The sequence below is a fragment of the Nocardioides alcanivorans genome (assembly GCF_021555175.1).
GTDB classification, from domain to species: Bacteria; Actinomycetota; Actinomycetes; order Propionibacteriales; family Nocardioidaceae; genus Nocardioides; species Nocardioides alcanivorans.
Genome location: NZ_JAKGRW010000053.1, coordinates 57,760 through 74,993, shown reverse-complemented (window position 1 = coordinate 74,993; position 17,234 = coordinate 57,760). Strand labels below are relative to the sequence as shown.

Genomic DNA, 17,234 nt, shown 5'->3' with positions numbered 1-17,234 from the left:
ACGGATGAGGTTCGAAGGCAAGGTCGCCATCGTGACCGGGGCGGCGCAGGGCATCGGCGAGGTCTATGCCAAGGCACTGGCCGCAGAGGGTGCGGCCGTAGTGGTCGCCGACCTCAACGAGGAGAGTGGCCGCCAGGTCGTCAAGGCGATCGAGGCCGACGGTGGCCGGGCGATCTTCGCGCGCACCGACGTGAGCGACCCCGAATCAGCCGCAGCGATGGCCGAGTCCGCGGTGGCGACGTTCGGCGGCATCGACCTGCTGGTCAACAACGCCGCGATCTACGGCGACATGCAGTTCGACCTCCTGGTCACCGTCGACTGGGACTACTACCGCAAGTTCATGAGCGTCAACATGGACGGTGCCCTGGTGGTGACCCGTGCGGTCTTCGGTCACATGCAGGCCCGCGGTGGTGGCGCGATCGTCAACCAGTCGTCGACGGCGGCGTGGCTCTATTCCGGCTTCTACGGTCTGGCCAAGGTCGGCATCAACGGCCTCACCCAACAGCTGGCGCATGAGCTGGGTGGCATGAAGATCCGGGTCAATGCGATCGCGCCCGGGCCCACCGACACCGCCGCAACCCGCGTGCAGGCGGGTGACGCCGCCAAGGACATCGTGCGCAGCAGCCTCGCGATCAAGCGGATGGGGCAGCCCGAGGACATGGTGGGTGCCTGCCTCTACCTGCTCTCGGACGACGCCAGCTGGGTCACCGGCCAGATCCTCGCGGTCGACGGCGGTCAGGTGTTCCGCTCGTGACGGGATCCGCGGTGCTCCGGGTCGGCTTCGTCGGCCTGGGCAACATCGGCAAGCCGATGGCGTTGCGGCTGGCAGCTGCCGACGGGATCGAGCTCTCCGTCTTCGACGTCACGCCGGAGCCGGTTGCCGAGCTTGTCGCGGCCGGTGCCCGCGCCACGGACTCGGTGGCCGCGTTGGCCGCCGGCGTCGACGTGGTCGCGGTGATGGTGCGCGACGACGACCAGGTGCGTTCGGTGCTGGCGGAGGTGCTTGCTGCGGATGGCGCCGTACGGGTGGTCGTCGTGCACTCCACCGTCGCCCCGCCGACCCCCGCCGAACTCGTCGAGTTGGCCGCCCCGCACGGTGTGGCGGTCCTCGACGCCCCGGTCTCCGGCGGTGCGATGGGAGCGGCAGACGGCAGCCTGGCGATCATGGTCGGCGGCTCGGACGAGGCCTACGCGATCGCCGAGCCCGCACTCGCCGCGATGGGGGCCAAGCTGGTTCACGCCGGGGCGATCGGCACCGGCACCGCGTTCAAGCTGTGCCGCAACCTGATGCACTTCGCCGCCTTCACCGCCGCCACGGAGGCCCAGCGGTTGGCCGAGGCCGCCGGGCTCGACCTGGTCGCGCTGGGGGACGTCGTACGCCACACGGACGCCATCACCGGCGGTCCCGGCGCGATCATGCACCGCGACACCGCGGCACCGATTCCGGAAGGTGACTTCTGGATGGATGTCTTCGACCACGTGCGAGTGCTGGGGGAGAAGGACCTCGGCTTCGCACTGGAGCTGGCCGACCAGCTGGGGGTCGAGACTCCTCTGGCTCGGCTCGCCCTCGATCGCCTGGGCCCGGGCCTTGGCCTCCCGACCTGAAGGAGAAGAAGGATGACTGACGAGCGCTTCGCCGACCTGCCCGAGACCCGCCGAGTCGGCCTGGAGAAGATGGAACAGGTCTATGGCTTCACCATGTCCGACGGTGAGGGCGACTTCTTCGGCTACACCGCCGACCATCTCTTCGCCGACATCTGGAGGCGTCCGGGACTCAGCGACCGTGATCGTCGGCTGCTGCTGATCGGTCTGCTGGCGGGGCAGGGCGCGCACGACGTGCTGACCATCCAGGTGCCGGCCGCGTACGCCGCGGGTGAAATCGATGCCGATGCCTTGCGGGAGATCGTGATCTTCTTGTGCCACTACGCGGGCTGGCCGGTGGGCGCCCGCTTGAACTCGCTCGTCGAGGAGACGATCTCCAAGGCGCAACGGCACTAGGAGCAGTCATGACCGACAAGACGAATGCACAGGCGGTGCGCCAGGTCGGCTATCTCGTCGAGGACATCGAGGCGGCCTGTGCCGACCACGAGCTCACCGGCGTGAGGAAGTGGATGAGGTCCGAGGTGGAGCCGGGCGGCCGCTATCGGGGTGGTCCGTCGAGCGGGTCCATCAAGGTCGCGATCGGCTACTCCGGCGACCTGCAGATCGAGCTCATCGAGGCGGTCGGTCCCGGCGCGAGCGTGTGGCACGAATTCCGCGATGCGAAGCGTTTCGGAGTGCACCACGTCGCCCACTGGTACGACGATCTCGACGAAGGCATGGCTGCTGTCGGGGACCGGGCGGAGCTTGTCCAACTCGTCACCGAGACCAGTCCCCGCTACGCCTACTTCCAGACGGACAGCGGCCTCCTGCTCGAGCTGATGGAACTCACTCCTCGGGTGCGTGAGTTCATGGAGGCGGCGCGGCGCTGAGAGCCCATCGTCGACTCCCGTGACGGGGGCTGCGCCGACTCTTCGGATCGGCGTGGCCCCCGTCACATTTTTCAGTAACTTATCCATAGACCCCTCGTTGATACTCATGTCCTGACTCCGACCTGCGAGGACATGCCCCATGTCGTCACACCCCGTGCGACGTACCAGCCGTGCCCGTCTCGGCGCGGTGGTGCTGGCTGCGACTCTGGCCCTCACCGTGGCCGCCTGCGGCTCCCAACTCGACCCGGACACGGTGGCCAAGGTCAACGGCACGACCGACCGCAACTCTGGCAACTCGGGTGATCCGGGCAGCGACGACTACGGCGACACCGCAGACACCGGGGACTCGGGCGACGCCGCCGACTCGGGGGACCCGGGTGACACCGGCGACACCGGTGACTCGGGGGACACCGGCGACTCGGGGGACACCGGGAGCAGCAACGACGCGCCCGGCACCACCAACACCTCCAACTCGCCCGACAAGGGGAGAACTCCTCCACCGGCGACGGGCCGGTCGGCAGCTGCAACGGGTTCAAGAACCAGACCGGAATCACCGACTCCAAGATCACCCTGGCCAACGTGTCCGACCTGTCGGGTCCCGTGCCGGGCATCTTCGAGTCGGCCCAGCTGGGCGCGCGCGCCTACCTCTCCTACTTCAATTCGCAGAGTGACATCTGCGGTCGAAAGCTCGACATGCTGGCGCTCGACTCGCGCGCCGACGCCGGTGCTGACCAGAAGGCCTACCTGGAGGCGTGTGACAAGGCCTTTGCCGCCGTCGGCTCCATGTCGGCCTTCGACTCCGGCGGCGCCAATGCGGCCCAGAGCTGCGGGTTGCCCGACATCCGTTCCACCAGCGTCAATCCCGAGCGCCAGAAATGCGCCACCTGCTTCGCCACCCAACCGGTGAACACCAGCAAGATCCCTGACTCCTACGCCAAGTGGTTCCTGTCGAAGTACAAGGACGCCACCCAGCACACCGCGGTGCTCTGGATCAACGCCGGCGCTGCCCCGGTCAACGCGCAGTCGATCGCGGCCGGCTGGGAGCGGGCCGGCTTCAAGGTCGACTACAAGCAGGGCATCGACGTCGCCGAGTTCAACTTCGCGCCCTACGTGCAGCAGATGAAGAGCAAGGGCATCAAGTTCGTGATGTACCAAGGGCCTTACCAGAACACCGTCAAGCTGCAGCAGGCTATGAAGCAGCAGCAGTTCAACCCCGACATCTACCTCCAGGACGCCACGATCTATGACAAGAGGTACGTCGACCAGGCAGGTGGCGACGGCGACGGAAGCTTCGTCTTCATGTCGAACGATCTCTTCGAGAACTCCGGCAACAAGGAGATGCAGCTCTATCTCTCCTGGCTGCAGCAGGTGAAGCCGGGCGCCTCACCCAACATGTATGGCCTCTACGCGTGGTCGGCCACGCGTCTCTTCGTGGAGGCCTCGCTCGCCCTCGGTGGCAAGCTCGATCGCAAGACGCTGATCTCCACGGTCAAGGGGGTCAAGGACTGGACCGGCAACGGCCTGCACGCCAAGCAGCACGTCGGGCCAGGCCTCGGCGCCGAGTGCACGAAGGTCATCCAGCTGAAGGGTGGCAAGTGGCGGCAGGTCAGCCCCGGCAACTACCTGTGTGGCCGGATGATCTCCACCGGCATCGGCGGCTGATCCGTGAGCGGGTTCATCGCGTTCGTCATCCTCGGCATCTTCACCGGGGCGGCCTACGCCATCGCCGCGAGTGGGTTGGTGCTCACCTATGCCACGACCCGGGTCTTCAACATCGCCCACGGTGCCTTCGGCATGGTGCTCGCGTTCACCTTCTGGGACTTCTCGGTCAGGCAGGGGCTGCCGACCTGGCTCTCGCTGGTGCTGGTGCTCGGGGTCGTGGCGCCGCTCATCGGGTGGTTCGTCCAGCGCTTCGTGACCCGCGGCCTGGGGGATGCCCCGGTCAGCGTCTCGCTGGTGGTCACCGTCGGGCTGCTCGTCGGTCTGATCGGCGTCGCGCAGTACCTGTGGCCACCGGAGACACGGCTGCTGATGCCCTTCAAGCCCGAGAAGGGCTACGAGATCGGTTCCACCTACGTCACCGCCCACCAGCTCATCACCATCATCTGCTCGATCCTTGTCGCCGTCCTGCTCTACGTGCTGCTCAACCGCACGAGGGTGGGTACGGCGATGCGTGCGTCGGTCGACAACCCCGAGCTCCTGCAACTCTTCGGCGGCCGCCCCGACCGGGTGGCGCAGTTGGCCTGGGCGATCGGCATGTCGCTGGCCGCTCTCGGCGGGATCCTGCTGGCACCCGTCGTCGGTCTCGACTACTACGCCCTCACGCTGCTGGTGATCAATGCCTACGCGGCCGCGATGCTGGGCCGGCTCAAGAGCCTGCCGCTGACCTTCGCCGGCGCCATGGCACTGGGCATCCTGGAGTCCCTGGCGGTCGGCTACTTGCCTACCGAGGGCTTCATCGCCGGCATCCGTCCGGTGATTCCGGCACTCTTCCTCTTCCTGCTGCTGGTGCTGCTTCCCCAGGCGCAGCTGCGCATCGGTCAGGTCAAGGGCATCGTCTCAGCGCCGGTGCCGGGGCTGCTCCGCTCGGTGGTGAGTGGCGTCGTACTCCTCGTGCTCGTCATGCTCTTCACCACGGGGATGTCGGAGGCCAACCTGTTGCTGGTCGGCACGGCTGCCACGTTCGCCATGGTGATGCTCTCGCTGGTGCTGCTCACCGGCTACGGCGGCCACGTCTCGTTGGCCCAGTTGACCTTCGCCGGAGTCGGTGCACTGACCTACTCCAAGCTCGACGAACCCAACCTCTACGGGCTCCTGCTGACCACGCTGATCGCGGCCGGGGTCGGTGCGCTCGTGGCGCTCCCGGTGCTGCGGCTGACGGGGCTCTACCTGGCGCTCGCGACGCTCGCCTTCGGTGTGCTCATGGACAAGATGATCTTCCAGGAGGAGTGGGCCTTCGGCTTCAACGGCACCTTGCCTGCGGAACGGCTGTCGGTGCTCGGGGTGAAGATCGAGACCACCAGCGGCTACGTGCTGGTGATGGTGCTCTTCCTGGTGCTGATGTCGGTGGGGGTGCTGGCACTGCGTCGCGGCGTGGTCGGACGACTGCTCGTGGCCCTGCGCGACAGCCCGTCGGCCTGCGGCACCCTCGGTCTCGACCAGCGGTGGTTCCGGGTCGGCCTCTTCGGCCTCTCGGCGGGACTGGCCGGGTTGGCCGGCGCACTCTTCGCCGGTCTGCGCGGCACCATCGGCGCCGCGGACTTCCAGTTCTTCAACAGCCTGCCGCTGTTGCTCCTGGCCGTGGTCTTCGGCGTCACCTCCGTGACCGGGGCCTGCCTCGGCGGCGTCGGGCTCATGCTGCTGCCCGAGCTGCAGGCCAACAATCCTGAGCTCGCCGGCCTGTTCTTCGTGGTGCTCGGTTTCGGGGCGGTGGCTCTCGGACGCGATCCCAACGGCCTGGCCAACCAGCTCTTCAAGCTCGGTCGCTTCCTTCGCGACCGGGGCGAGCCGTGGGTGCGCGAGCGGATCCCGGTCTGGGCGCCCAGCCTCACCCGCGATGAGCCGGACGTCGACGACGTGGAGGTGGGACTGGAGCTCATCGATGTGCGACAACTGCCCGACGACGCCGTGCCGGCGCCACGACCAGCCGCAGACCAACGGGCGGAGGAGACGACCCATGCCCCTTCTTGAGGTCAACGACGTGGTGGTGCGCTTCGGTGGTGTCACCGCGGTCAACCAAGCCGGGTTCACGGCCGATGAGCGTCGGATCACCGGACTGATCGGGCCCAACGGTGCCGGCAAGACCACCTGCTTCAACGTCATCACCGGGCTGCAGCGCCCGACGTCGGGGAGCGTCCGCTTCGCCGGACGCAACGTGACCCGGACCGCCGTACACCGGCGCGCGAAGCGGGGCATGGCCCGCACGTTCCAGCGGCTCGAGGCGTTCGGGTCACTGAGTGTGCGCGACAACGTGCGGGTGGCGCTCGACATCTCCGGCGGGCTGGGTGGGTTGATGCGCAACCCACGGGCCAAGGTCGACCAGGTGTTGGAGCGGGTCGGCATCGGTGAGTACGCCGACGAGCGGGCCGACGCGATCCCCACCGGCACTGCGCGACTGCTGGAACTGGCCCGTTGTCTCGTCGGTGATCCGACGCTGCTGCTGCTCGACGAACCCTCGTCCGGGCTCGACGAGACCGAGACCGATGCCTTCGGTGAGTTGCTCATCGCGCTGGCGGCGGAGGGCAAGGCGATCCTCATGGTCGAGCACGACATGGATCTCGTGATGACGGTCTGTGACGACATCCACGTGCTCGACTTCGGCGAGATCATCTGCTCGGGCAGTCCTGCCGCCGTCCGCGCCGATGAGCGGGTGCAGGCTGCCTACCTCGGGAGCAGCGACACTCCTGGCACCCAGCACGACTTGGCGCCGATCGACGCCACCACGACGATCCCGGCGGTGCTCTGATGGCCATTCCCATGCTGGAGGCGATCGATCTCCACGCCGCCTACGGGCGTATCGAGGTGCTGCGCGGGGTCGACCTGACCATCCCGCGAGGCGCCGTGATGGCCCTCCTCGGGCCCAACGGTGCCGGCAAGTCGACCTTCGTCAAGGTGATCAGTGGGCAGAAGGAGGCCACCTCGGGTGACCTCCACCTCGGGGGCGTGCACGTACGCGATGCCTCCGCCGACGCACTGGCCCGGGTGGGTCTGTGCACCGTGCCGGAAGGACGCTCGGTCTTCCCCAACCTGACGGTCGAGGAGAACCTGCAGCTCATGTCGTATGCCGGAGTGCCGGCCGACGCGGTCAAGGAGACTGCCTATCGCTACTTCCCGCGTCTGCTCGAACGGCGCCAGCAGCTGGCCGGAACCATGTCGGGCGGCGAGCAGCAGATGCTGGCGATGTCGCGGGCGTTGGCCTCCGATCCGGCGCTGCTGCTCCTCGACGAGCTGTCGATGGGCCTGGCGCCACTGATCGTCGAGGAGCTCTACGACACCGTGCGGGAGATCGCCGAGTCCGGCGTGACCATCTTGTGCATCGAACAGTTCGCCCGGACCGCCTTGCGCGTCTCGGACTATGCAGCCGTGATGACCGGCGGTCGCATCGTGGCCACCGGAGAGCCGGAGGAAATCATGGAGACCATGGCCGACGTGATCCTGGGGGCGGCATGAGGACGACGGTGCGAGCCCTCGCGGCGACCGCAGTGGTCGGCGTACTCCTGCCGTGGGGTGTGGGGGGTCCTGCCCTCGCCGACGACACGACGCCGGCGGTCGAGGAGACCCCGGCGGTCGACTTCGGCTACTCCGCGAGGGCCTGGTCGACACCGGTGCACGTGGAGGTCTACGAGCCGTCGCTGCCCATTCCGGCGACGCCGCAGCTCGAGTTCATGATGGCCTACAGCCTGGTGAAGTCGGACGGTGGCAGCAGCTCGGGCCGGGCCAGCTGGTTCTGGCCGGGCGACCCGGTCGGGGAGGGCCTGAAGACCTTCGCCGAGCAGCTCGGTCTGCCGGCCCAGCTCTTCGAGGGCGGCTATCCGGTGCAGGTCAACGCCCAGCACCCCTCGGATGAGGAGGCGGTGGCCGACGAACCCTTCCCGGGCATGGTCATGCGGGCTGAGGCGGCGGCGCACGAGGCGAGCAGCTCCACCGGATTCACCCCCGACGGCTCGGTGGAGGAGGCCGACGCAGCGGACAATCCGGTGGCCGGGCTGCTCAAGGGCCTGGGGCTCGACAAGCTGGCGGGCACTGCCAAGGCCGACCAGTCGGTGCCCGGCATGCCGGCCGGGTTGGGAGCGATCGTCGACTTCAACGGCTATGTCGCCACTTCGTCGAGCACCGTGGTCGACGGTGAGGTCAAGGTGACCTCACGTTCGACCCTCGGCGACGTCAGCCTGCTCGGTGGTCTGATCAAGCTCACGGGCGTCAAGGCCGTGGCGACCACCCTCAGCGATGGCGACGAGGTGAAGGCGACGAGCAAGAACAACTGGGGCGGCCTCAGCATCCTCGGTCAGGAGTTCAGCATCGGGCCCGAGGGCATCGAGGCAGTCGGTCAGAAGCAGGGCATCCCCGGGCTCTCGAACAACCCGGCCAAGGCACTCGAGCAACTGGGCATCACCATCACCGTTCCCGAGCAGGTGCGCGAGTCCGAAGGGCGCAAGGGTGAGGTGCTCAGCCGCGGTCTGCAGCTCGAGATCAAGACCGACCTGCTCCGGCCCGTCCTGGCAGCTCTGCCGTTCGACAAGATCGGCGAGATGATGCCCGACGCGGCAGGTCCGCTCAAGAGCGTGGTCAGTGGCCTGGGCGGACTGGCTCCCAGGATCGTGGTGACGTTGGGGGAGGCGCGGTCGACGTTGGAGACGGTGACCGCCATGGCGCCGCCGGTCGACGAGCCTGCCCCGGCGGACCCGCCCACGGAGGAGAACCCCACCTCTGACCCAGCGCCGTCCGACGACGCAGCGGTCCCCACCTCGGAGGCTCCCACCGATCCGGGCGCACCGAGTTCCGACGTACCGGAGAGCGCGGAGACGACCGCGGACCTGCCGCCCTCCCAGGCGGCCTCCAGCGCCGGCCTGCCGAAGCTCTTCTCCATCCCCGGGGTGCTCACGCTGGGTGCGATCGCGCTCGCGGTGGGCGCCGGCAGCTGGTTCCGTCGAGCCGGTCTGCTGGCTCTGGGAGCGGGCGGTGCCTGCACCCATGGCCTCGACACCGGCCTCCCTGATCTGCGAAAGGTCTGAATGCGATGACGTCGACTTCCCTGCCCCGGGCGGGCAGCCGGGAACGAACCGGTGTGGCGCCCCTGCTCAACAACAACTTCGCGCTGCTGCAGATGGTGCTCTTCTGGGCGGGTGCCATCCTGCTTCCGCTCGGGCTCGTGGTGATCGTGCTCGGTTGGTACGGCGCGGCCAACACGCCCTACGAGTACGACCAGATGTCCTACCTCGTCTCGGGCGGCATGCTCGGGCTGGGCATGACCTTCGTCGGCGGGTTCCTCTACTTCGGTGCCTGGCTGGCGCGGATCGCCAACGACAATCGTGAGGCGTCCAAGCGGCTGGGCGACACGCTGCTGGTGCTCGCCGAGGTGACCTCGCGTGCGGCTGCCGCAGCCGAGGCCGCCCAGTCCGCCGACACCCTCGGCGCCGACCTGGGTGCCACCCCCGTCACCGTGGGTGAGGGCTCCACCATGCACCGCCGCGACTGTTCACTCATCGCCCATCGTGACGACCTGGTCCCCGCCTCCGCCAGCAACACCGCCCTCACCGTCTGTCGGGTCTGCCGCCCCACCCCGCTCTGACCCCTGCGTCGGGGATAGTCCCTGACAAACTTGTAGTCCCGGCCGGTCGAGCACGACAAGTTCGTCCGGGACTACCGCCCATTCACGGCGCGGCGAGGTAGGCGGTGAGGGCGGCAGCGAGGCCCTCACGGCCGGCGTCGGCGTCGGTGTAGGTGCTGAGGTGGCGCTCGTTGTGGAGGCCGCGGATGGCGCCGGGCAGCAGGTGCCGGACCTTGGCCAGCTTGTCCGGGTCGACGGCGAGGCCAGCGAAGGCCTGCTCACACATCTCGGTCCAGGCCGTGTCCCAGGCGGCGATCGCCCGGGCGGTCTGGGGGAACTGCTCCTCCAGGTCTTCGCGCCTGCGGGGGAGTGACAGTCGCAGGTGATAGAGCGCGAGCTGCCCGGGCAGCTCCAGGCTCTCCCACATCAGGTCGAGTACGGCCCGCACCCGGGTGCCGACATCACCTGAGTCGGCAAGGCGTACGGCGGGGCCGCGGTGATCGGCGACGTACTCCAGCACGGCTGCCCACAACCCGTCGACGTCGCCGAACTGGTGCTGCACCGTGCCCCAGGTGACCCCGGCCTCGCGGGCGACGAGGTTGGCGCTCACCGCATCGGGATCACCCGAGGCGAGGCAACGCAGCGCCACCTTGAGCACGTGGTCCCGGGTCTCCCGGCCACGCTTGTTGAGACGGGTCCCCTTGGCGCTGAGTGTCACTGTCCGAGCCTAGACGAGAGGGGCCCGGGCTCCTCCAACGGAGTCCGGGGCCCACAGGTCACCGTTGCCCAGCCTTCTCGAGTGCCCGGGCGATGCGGACGTGGCCCTTCGCTCGGGCGTGGTCCAGGGCGGTGCTGCCGTCCCGGTCGGTGATCTCGGTGTCGACACCGGCATCGACGAGCGTGCGGACGATCTCGACGTACGGTGCCGATCCGTCGCCGAGGATGACGGCCTCGAGCAGCGCGGTCCAGCCGAGGTCGTTCACGTGGTCCAGGTCGACCTTCGTCCTGGCGACCCTGGCGATGTAGTCCGCATGTCCCCGCTCGCCAGCAGGGATGGGGGACAGGCCGCCGTACCTGTTCTTGATCGTCAGGTCGGGACCGGCCGGGAGCAGCGCCTCCAGCATGTCGACGCTGCCGGTCACGCCAGTCACGAGCCACGGTGTGTCGTGCTGGTGGTCCAGGGCATCGGGGTCCGCGCCGAGCGCGACGAGAAGTCGAGCCACGTCCACGTGGTCGTGCGCCGAGGCCAGGAGCAACGGCGTCTGCTGCCGATCGTTGCGAGACTCCAGGTCGGCACCGGCGCGAAGCGCGAGTGCCGCGGCGTCCGCGTCGCCGTCCTGCGCAGCGGCCAGGAGCCGTCGGTCAGCGACATCGTCGCTGACGGCTCCGGTGCCATCGGCGTTGCCGGCGGCTCGTAGGATCCGCGCCTGCGCCTCCAGCCCGTGCTGCTCGGCGAGCTGTACGGGCGTCAGCCCGTCCTTGCGTGAGGCAACGGTGACGTCGGCCCCGCCGGCCACCAGGACCCGGACGGTGTCGACGTAGTCCCGGGCCTGGGCGGGCTTGGCGAAGACGAGCGCCTCGTGCAGCCCCACCCAGCCCAGGTTGTTGACATGGTCCACGTCGATGCCGGCCCGTAGCAGCCGTCCCACGATGCCCGCATGTCCGCGTTCGCTCGCCCGGATCAGGCCGGTGCCCTGCCAGGAGTCGAGGCTGTCGACGTCTGCCCCGTGCCTGAGCGTGAGGTCGAGCAGCGAGCTGAAACCCTCGCTGGTGGCGATGAGGTAGGCGCTCTGGACGGTGTCGTCCGTGGCATTGACGTCGGCGCCTGCCGCGATCAGGCGGCGAGCCGTGCGTACGTCGTTGTCCCAGGCAGCCGCGATCAGTTTGTCGTCGAGCTCTGATTGCTCGAGGCCCAGGTAGGGGTTTCTCGTCGTGTCGGGGGATGCGCCATCAGGGGAAGCGCTGCCGGGTGCGGGAACGGACGGGGAATCGTCAGCCGGCGGGGGAGTGCTGGTGCCGGGATCCTCCGGTCGGGCCCTGCCGTCCGATCCGCAGGCCGCGAGCAGCAGCGCAGCAGACGCGGTGATCGCGGCGAGGCGGGTGAGTCGCATCCTCATGATGGGTGGCCTCCGGTCCGTAGCGCGTGGGTGATGGTGGTGCTGGCGTGGTCCTCGGCAAGTTGTTGGGCCCGCAGTCGGTCCCCGTTGGCGATGGCGGCGTAGATCTCCACGTGTTCGGCGTGGATCGGGACCGGATCGGTGTGCTGGGCCAGCAGCCAGCGGCGTCGTTCGGCGACGGTGGCGAACACCTCATGGGTGATCGTGCCTTCACCGAGCGAGGCGAGCACGTCGTGGAAGCGACCGTTGGCTGCCACCGCCGCAGGCAGGTCGTCACCGTCGATGGCGGCCTGCGCGTCATCGAGTACGGCGCGCAGTTGCGCCAGGGCGTCCGGGGAGGCGTTGGCGGCGAGCGACCCGACCAGCACGCGTTCCAGCGCGGCGCCCACTTCGGCGAGCTCGGCGACCTGCCCGGCGTCGTACGCGCGCACCGCGATCCCGCGGGTGTCGCGGTCGATCGCGAAGCCTTCGAGGACCAGCGCCTGGAGCGCTTCGCGGACAGGGACCCGGGAGACCCCGAGGTCGGCGGCGATGGTCCGCTCCACGAGCCGGCTGCCGGGAGGGTGGGCGCCGGCAACGATGCGTTGGCGGATCGCATCACGGACCTCGTCGCGCAGCGGACGGAACGGGGGAGATGCTTTGGCATACCAAAACGGTATACCAAGCGTGGGAACCGGGCCGTGCCCTACGCTCGCGACATGGCCGGTGTCGAATCGCAGGACTCCGCCGTGGCTGCGCGTTCAGTCGCCGCAGCGCGCTGGTGGCACGGAGCGACCTTCGCGGTCGCGACCTTCGGGGTGATCGTCCAGCTGGTCGTCGTCGCCACCCAGGCGTTGACCGCGGACATGGTCCAGCTCTCGAGGCCGGTGCGGTTGTGGAACGTGCTCAGCTATTTCACGGTCTGGAGCAACATCCTGGTGGCCGTGGTCGCCTACCTCTTGGTGCGCAATCCTCGACGCGACGGATCCGTCTTCAACGTCGTCAGGCTGGCGAGCGTCGTCATGATCACTGTCACCGGGCTCATCTATGCCGCGGTGCTCGCGCAACTCTGGGACCCCGTCGGCTGGCAGAAGGTCGCGGACCAGACGATGCACTACGCGGTGCCCGCCCTCGCGGTGATCGGCTGCCTGCTCTTCGGGCCCGGGCCGCGCTTCCGGCTGCAGACACTCTGGCGCAGCCTCGGCATCCCGCTGGTCTGGCTCGGCTACACCCTGGTGCGCAGCCCGTTCATCACCTATGACGAAGCCGGCGAGACCCGGCACTGGTATCCCTACGACTTCATCGACGTCGACGACCTCGGCTACGGCGGAGCGTTGCTCAACGTGCTGGGGGTGCTCCTGCTGTTCCTCGCGCTGGGCGGCGCCTTCGTGCTCATCGATCGTCTGTTGCCGCCACGTCCGGTGGCGTGAGCGTGCCGGCCGGCGCGGTGCCGGCCGGCGCGGTGCTCACAGGCCGAGCATCTGGCCCAACTTGACGATCGCGGCCTCGACCTCGTCGGCCGACTTGTCGGGCACGCCCCACATGATGTCGGTGACGCCGGCCCCGGCCCACGCAGCGAGCTCCTCGGGGGCGGGACGGTGGGTGACCAGCACGTGGATCTGGGGGTGCCCTCGCGGCCGGCGTCGGCCCACGCCTTGTGGAGGAGCTCGCACTTCCCGGTGATGTCGGTGTCGAGGGGGTGCTCATCCACCCGTCCGCGTTGGCGGCGATCCAGGCGAAGGTCTTCGGCCCGGCGCCGGCGCCGATGACGACCGGAACGGTTCCCTGTGCGGGCTTGGGCCAGGCCCAGGAGGCTCCGAACGAGACGAACTCGCCGTCGTACGCCGCCTCCTCCTCGGTCCACAGGGCCCGCATGGCGCCGAGGTACTCCTTCAGCACGGTACGACGCTTCTGTGGCGGTACCCCGTGGTCGGCGAGCTCGTCGGTGTTCCAGCCGAAGCCGGCGCCGATCGTGACGCGACCGCCGGAGAGGTGGTCGAGTGAGGCGATGGTCTTGGCCAAGGAGATGGGGTCGTGTTCGACCGGCAAGGACACCGCGGTGGAGAGGCGGATGCGATCGGTGACCGCGGCTGCGGTGGCGAGGGCGATCCACGGGTCCAGGGTGCGTAGGTAGCGGTCGTCGGGGAGCGTCTCGTCGCCGGTGCCGGGGTGTGCGGCATCGCGCTTGGCGGGAATGTGGGTGTGCTCGGGCACGTAGAACGTGTCGAAACCCGCGTCCTCGCTGGCCTTGGCCGCCCGGGCGGGGGTGATTCCGCGGTCACTGGTGAAGAGCACGATGCCGTGGCGCATGGGGTCGTCCGAATCTCTGGAGGAGCGTTGACAGGGCAATTATCATAGGCACCACTATGGGAAATCTGGAAGCGCGGTCCCACTATGCCGACCTGTCACGATCCGAGCTCGCCGCGCTCGTGCCCGAGCTGCTGCTGGTCGGTCAGCTGATCGACCGGTCCGGGATGGCTTGGTGCATCGGCGCGTTGGGGCGCGAGGAGATGGCGAGGATCGCCATCGACGAATGGGCAGCTGCCTCGCCGATCTACACCCGGCGCATGCAGCGGGCACTCGGATACGAGGGTTCCGACGTGGTCACGATCTTCAAGGGCCTCCAGCTCGACATCGGGGCGCCGCCACAGTTCATGGACTTCCGCTACACCGTCCACGACCGCTTCCACGGCGAGTTCCACCTCGACCACTGTGGGGCGCTGATCGATGTCGAGCCGATGGGACCCGACTACGTGCGCTCCATGTGTCACGACATCGAGGACCCCACGTTCGACGCCACCGCGGTCGCCACCAACGTACGTGCGCAGGTGCGGCCGATCCACCGGCCGCCGCGGCTGCCGGCCGACCGTTCCCCTCACTGCGCGTGGACGGTGCGCATCGACGAGTCGCATCCGCCGGTGCGCGCCACCGAGTTGTGCCTGCGCAACGAGAAGTCGCGGGCCGCGTCGATCGAGCTCGCCCCGATCGAGCGGGGCGGTGAGGGGCGCGATGACTACGCCGGTGCGCTGGTGAGCGATCTGGACTTCGCGGAGTTCTCGCACGCCGCGCTGGTGCGGATCGCCGACGAGGTGTGCCTGCAGATGCACCTGCTCACCAATGGCTTCCGGATGGCGCTGGCGGCACGACTGCCCGAGGAGCAGGCGACCGACATCGCGGTGCGCACGCTGATCGGCATCGCGGGTGTGGCGACGACGCGCATCCGCCGGGCCGTGCTGACGACAGACTCGCTCAAGATCCTGCGGCTGCACCCGTTGCTCAACCCCGCGGCGTACGTCGTCTCCGGGGTGGGCGAGCTGGGGGAATGGCTCGAGGTGGGGCCGAGTCCGGCGCACGATGACGGCGCGTGGATCTCCCTGTGTGGTCCCGATGAGGTGCGGCCACTGCAGGCAGCCGTCCGCGCGATCGACCCGCACCTCGACGTGGAGGTCGACGGTGGTCGGGAGGCATGGGCGATGCGGGTGGTCCGTCGCGAGCAGCCCGCGCGCGACTTCGACGAGGTCGCGGTGACCCGGATCAGCACAGGAGCCGGGTTCGAGTTCGAGCCGCGTCGGTCGCTGCCGCTGTATCCGGTCTGATCTCCGCCGTTGGACGAGGGAGGTCAGGCGGACCGGTGGTGCCGGCCCGCCTGACTGTCGCTCATGCCTCGTCTCCGTCGGCGAGCACGCCGTAGAGCCTGCGGCGGGTGTCGGCGAGGATGTCGACGGCTGCCTCCCGCTGGCCGGGGGTGCCGGTCGAGGCGATCTGCCACACGGCCGACATGACCTGGGCGATCACCGGCTTGAGGTTGCGCGGGTCGCCGGCCTCGTCGTCGGCCTCGTCGTCGAACGGAGCCCAGACGGCGGCGAGCTCGTCATCGTGCTCGCTGCAGTAGGTCACCCTGCCTCGGTGAGGTCGAGGGTGCGGCGGCCGCTGGCCTCGTCGCTGGCGACCAGTCCTTCGTCCTGCAGCTGCTGGATCGTCGGATAGACCGACCCGGGGCTCGGGCGCCAGGCGTCACCGGTGCGCTCGGCGATCTGCTGGATCACCTGGTAGCCGTTGATGGCCTCGTCGGCGTTGCGGAGCACATCGAGGATCGCCGAGCGGACATCGCCACGGCGCACCTTGGGGGCGCCGCGACCTCGCCCGCGCCCTCGGCCCGCTCCTGGGCCGTCGAACAGGCCGGCCAGCCACGGGGGCGGGCCGCCGTGGCCGAATCCTGCGAAGTCGGGTCCGCCTTCACGTCGTCCGCCTCGACGCCGGTCGCCGTGACTACGGCCGCGCTCGTCTCGGCTGTGATCGCCGCCGTCGGGACCGCGTCGGCCTCGTCCGCGACCCTCACCGTGTCGCCCGCGGCCGGACTCGTCAGGGGTGTTGCGTTCGGTGTTGTCTCCATGGCTGTTCATGGGGAACTCCTTCATGTTGTCTTCTGAATCATATCGCGACCGTTTCGCGATATATCGTGATCGTACGCTTCGAAAGGCTCGCGGACAAGGGAAGGAGCGGTGATCGGCCGTGTGGCGTGGCTCTCAGGACGTCGCTGGCGGGACCCGGAGGGCGGGACAGCGTCCGCGAACGGTGGCGCGAGGCGGCACAGTGGCTGCGACGTACGCACCCTGTCGTGAGGATCTTGATGACCAGCAGCCCCGCCGACTTCACCCCGGTGGCCGATCCGGTGCGCCCGCGCCCGGACTACGCCAAGATGGTGCACGAGAACATCACTTCGGCCGAGCTCGCTGAACGGGCCGAGGTGTGGGGGCCGTTGACCGCTGAGGTGCGTGAGCTGGTGGAGGCGACGATCCTCAGTCAGGTCGACGCCGACGTGGTCGCCGAGGTGCGCAGCCATGTCACCTCGGCGCTGGAGTTGCTGCGCAAGCGGAGCGACACCGGTAGCCACGGGGTCCACATGAACGACGACGGTGACGTGTGGCACTGGGGCAACGCAGCAACCGGGCTGCGCAATGCGACCGCGCCGCCGCTGCGAGAGGTCAGCAACGCCGACGGCAAGGCCTTCTTCAGTGCCACGGTGGGCGCGGCCTACGAAGGGCCGGCGGGATGCCTGCACGGTGGCTGGATCGCGATGGCGATCGACCATGCCAGCGGTCGGGCCGCCCACAGCCACGCCAAGGGCACCACCTTCACCGGCACCCTCACGGTCAAGTACCTGCAGCCCACCCGCCTCGGCCCGATCTCCGTGCGCGCCTGGGTCTCAGCGATCGGCCGCAACTCCTTCACCGTGCAGTCCGAGCTCAGCACCGCCGACGGTGTCTGCGCCGAGGGCTCGGGGGTCTTCGTCCTCGCCCCGTGGTTGCGGAAGGCCTGAACGCCTCCACTCTCGGCAATTCCCCGCCCGGGCGGGGAACTTGTCGCTTGTGGGCCGTAGCCACGCACGCCAAGCATGCA

19 protein-coding genes are annotated in these 17,234 nt (G+C 68.9%); 13 read left to right on the top strand and 6 right to left on the bottom strand.

The features are described from left to right. Positions 1-4: 4 nt before the first annotated feature. From L1066_RS22455 to L1066_RS22410, 10 genes are all read left to right on the top strand, one after another. Positions 5-754, top strand: a complete 750-nt coding sequence (locus tag L1066_RS22455) for an SDR family oxidoreductase (RefSeq protein ID WP_235738605.1) — start codon at positions 5-7, stop codon at positions 752-754. Beyond that, on the top strand, positions 751-1,605 hold the full coding sequence (locus L1066_RS22450; protein ID WP_235738604.1) for an NAD(P)-dependent oxidoreductase: 855 nt from the start codon (positions 751-753) through the stop codon (positions 1,603-1,605). Before L1066_RS22455 ends, L1066_RS22450 begins: the two co-directional genes overlap by 4 nt. A 12-nt stretch (positions 1,606-1,617) precedes the next feature. Next, positions 1,618-1,998 (top strand): carboxymuconolactone decarboxylase family protein, encoded by a 381-nt coding sequence (locus tag L1066_RS22445; RefSeq protein ID WP_235738603.1) that lies wholly within the window; start codon positions 1,618-1,620, stop codon positions 1,996-1,998. A gap of 8 nt (positions 1,999-2,006) precedes the next feature. After that, entirely contained in the window at positions 2,007-2,471 is a 465-nt protein-coding gene (locus tag L1066_RS22440) for a VOC family protein (RefSeq protein ID WP_235738602.1), read from the top strand. 549 nt (positions 2,472-3,020) lie between these two features. Continuing rightward, positions 3,021-4,133: an ABC transporter substrate-binding protein gene (locus L1066_RS22435; protein ID WP_312008591.1), complete on the top strand. Its 1,113-nt coding sequence runs from the start codon at positions 3,021-3,023 to the stop codon at positions 4,131-4,133. A 3-nt stretch (positions 4,134-4,136) separates the two neighbouring features. Continuing rightward, positions 4,137-6,161: a branched-chain amino acid ABC transporter permease gene (locus tag L1066_RS28125; RefSeq protein WP_235738600.1), complete on the top strand. Its 2,025-nt coding sequence runs from the start codon at positions 4,137-4,139 to the stop codon at positions 6,159-6,161. After that, positions 6,148-6,936 carry an ABC transporter ATP-binding protein gene (locus L1066_RS22425; protein WP_235738599.1) on the top strand — a complete coding sequence of 263 codons (789 nt, stop codon included), beginning with the start codon at positions 6,148-6,150 and terminating at the stop codon, positions 6,934-6,936. The genes L1066_RS28125 and L1066_RS22425 overlap by 14 nt, the downstream gene beginning before the upstream one ends. After that, on the top strand, positions 6,936-7,640 hold the full coding sequence (locus L1066_RS22420) for an ABC transporter ATP-binding protein (protein WP_235738598.1): 705 nt from the start codon (positions 6,936-6,938) through the stop codon (positions 7,638-7,640). Before L1066_RS22425 ends, L1066_RS22420 begins: the two co-directional genes overlap by 1 nt. Next, a complete protein-coding gene (locus L1066_RS22415; protein ID WP_235738597.1) occupies positions 7,637-9,202 on the top strand; it encodes a choice-of-anchor P domain-containing protein in 1,566 nt (521 codons plus the stop codon). The genes L1066_RS22420 and L1066_RS22415 overlap by 4 nt, the downstream gene beginning before the upstream one ends. Positions 9,203-9,207: 5 nt before the next feature. Further along, positions 9,208-9,759: a hypothetical protein gene (locus L1066_RS22410; protein WP_235738596.1), complete on the top strand. Its 552-nt coding sequence runs from the start codon at positions 9,208-9,210 to the stop codon at positions 9,757-9,759. A gap of 82 nt (positions 9,760-9,841) precedes the next feature. On the opposite strand, the gene L1066_RS22405 is transcribed toward L1066_RS22410, so the two are convergent. From L1066_RS22405 to L1066_RS22395, 3 genes are read right to left on the bottom strand one after another with little or no spacing between them, the layout of a single operon-like run. Then, positions 9,842-10,456: a TetR/AcrR family transcriptional regulator gene (locus L1066_RS22405; protein ID WP_235738595.1), complete on the bottom strand. Its 615-nt coding sequence runs from the start codon at positions 10,454-10,456 to the stop codon at positions 9,842-9,844. A 58-nt stretch (positions 10,457-10,514) separates the two neighbouring features. Continuing rightward, positions 10,515-11,855 carry an ankyrin repeat domain-containing protein gene (locus L1066_RS22400; protein WP_235738594.1) on the bottom strand — a complete coding sequence of 447 codons (1,341 nt, stop codon included), beginning with the start codon at positions 11,853-11,855 and terminating at the stop codon, positions 10,515-10,517. Next, positions 11,852-12,472, bottom strand: a complete 621-nt coding sequence (locus L1066_RS22395; protein ID WP_249225204.1) for a GntR family transcriptional regulator — start codon at positions 12,470-12,472, stop codon at positions 11,852-11,854. Before L1066_RS22395 ends, L1066_RS22400 begins: the two co-directional genes overlap by 4 nt. A gap of 81 nt (positions 12,473-12,553) precedes the next feature. On the opposite strand from L1066_RS22395, the gene L1066_RS22390 reads away from it, so the two are divergent. Beyond that, entirely contained in the window at positions 12,554-13,264 is a 711-nt protein-coding gene (locus L1066_RS22390) for a Pr6Pr family membrane protein (RefSeq protein WP_235738593.1), read from the top strand. On the opposite strand, the gene L1066_RS22385 is transcribed toward L1066_RS22390, so the two are convergent. Beyond that, positions 13,227-14,144: a TIGR03619 family F420-dependent LLM class oxidoreductase gene (locus L1066_RS22385; RefSeq protein ID WP_235738592.1), complete on the bottom strand. Its 918-nt coding sequence runs from the start codon at positions 14,142-14,144 to the stop codon at positions 13,227-13,229. The two genes, L1066_RS22390 and L1066_RS22385, sit on opposite strands and share 38 nt — an antisense overlap. 56 nt (positions 14,145-14,200) lie before the next feature. Here L1066_RS22385 and L1066_RS22380 point away from each other — a divergent pair, with 56 nt between their 5' ends. After that, entirely contained in the window at positions 14,201-15,430 is a 1,230-nt protein-coding gene (locus L1066_RS22380) for a hypothetical protein (protein ID WP_235738591.1), read from the top strand. A 61-nt stretch (positions 15,431-15,491) separates the two neighbouring features. Here the strand turns inward: L1066_RS22380 and L1066_RS22375 are convergent, their stop codons facing one another. Further along, positions 15,492-15,731, bottom strand: coding sequence for a hypothetical protein (locus L1066_RS22375; RefSeq protein WP_235738590.1), 240 nt, complete (start codon positions 15,729-15,731; stop codon positions 15,492-15,494). Beyond that, on the bottom strand, positions 15,728-16,237 hold the full coding sequence (locus L1066_RS22370; protein ID WP_235738589.1) for a PadR family transcriptional regulator: 510 nt from the start codon (positions 16,235-16,237) through the stop codon (positions 15,728-15,730). Before L1066_RS22370 ends, L1066_RS22375 begins: the two co-directional genes overlap by 4 nt. Before the next feature lie 227 nt (positions 16,238-16,464). On the opposite strand from L1066_RS22370, the gene L1066_RS22365 reads away from it, so the two are divergent. Continuing rightward, a complete protein-coding gene (locus tag L1066_RS22365) occupies positions 16,465-17,154 on the top strand; it encodes a PaaI family thioesterase (RefSeq protein ID WP_235738588.1) in 690 nt (229 codons plus the stop codon). The last annotated feature ends 80 nt before the right edge of the window (positions 17,155-17,234 follow it).

Coding starts and splice junctions, on each gene's coding strand:
- L1066_RS22420 (WP_235738598.1), top strand. CDS start 6,936: ATGGCCATTCCCATGCTGGAGGCGATCGATCTCCACGCCGCCTACGGG.
- L1066_RS22425 (WP_235738599.1), top strand. CDS start 6,148: ATGCCCCTTCTTGAGGTCAACGACGTGGTGGTGCGCTTCGGTGGTGTC.
- L1066_RS22415 (WP_235738597.1), top strand. CDS start 7,637: ATGAGGACGACGGTGCGAGCCCTCGCGGCGACCGCAGTGGTCGGCGTA.
- L1066_RS22445 (WP_235738603.1), top strand. CDS start 1,618: ATGACTGACGAGCGCTTCGCCGACCTGCCCGAGACCCGCCGAGTCGGC.
- L1066_RS22380 (WP_235738591.1), top strand. CDS start 14,201: ATGGGAAATCTGGAAGCGCGGTCCCACTATGCCGACCTGTCACGATCC.
- L1066_RS22390 (WP_235738593.1), top strand. CDS start 12,554: ATGGCCGGTGTCGAATCGCAGGACTCCGCCGTGGCTGCGCGTTCAGTC.
- L1066_RS22400 (WP_235738594.1), bottom strand. CDS start 11,855: ATGAGGATGCGACTCACCCGCCTCGCCGCGATCACCGCGTCTGCTGCG.
- L1066_RS22455 (WP_235738605.1), top strand. CDS start 5: ATGAGGTTCGAAGGCAAGGTCGCCATCGTGACCGGGGCGGCGCAGGGC.
- L1066_RS22385 (WP_235738592.1), bottom strand. CDS start 14,144: ATGCGCCACGGCATCGTGCTCTTCACCAGTGACCGCGGAATCACCCCC.
- L1066_RS22365 (WP_235738588.1), top strand. CDS start 16,465: ATGACCAGCAGCCCCGCCGACTTCACCCCGGTGGCCGATCCGGTGCGC.
- L1066_RS22370 (WP_235738589.1), bottom strand. CDS start 16,237: ATGAACAGCCATGGAGACAACACCGAACGCAACACCCCTGACGAGTCC.
- L1066_RS22410 (WP_235738596.1), top strand. CDS start 9,208: ATGACGTCGACTTCCCTGCCCCGGGCGGGCAGCCGGGAACGAACCGGT.
- L1066_RS22440 (WP_235738602.1), top strand. CDS start 2,007: ATGACCGACAAGACGAATGCACAGGCGGTGCGCCAGGTCGGCTATCTC.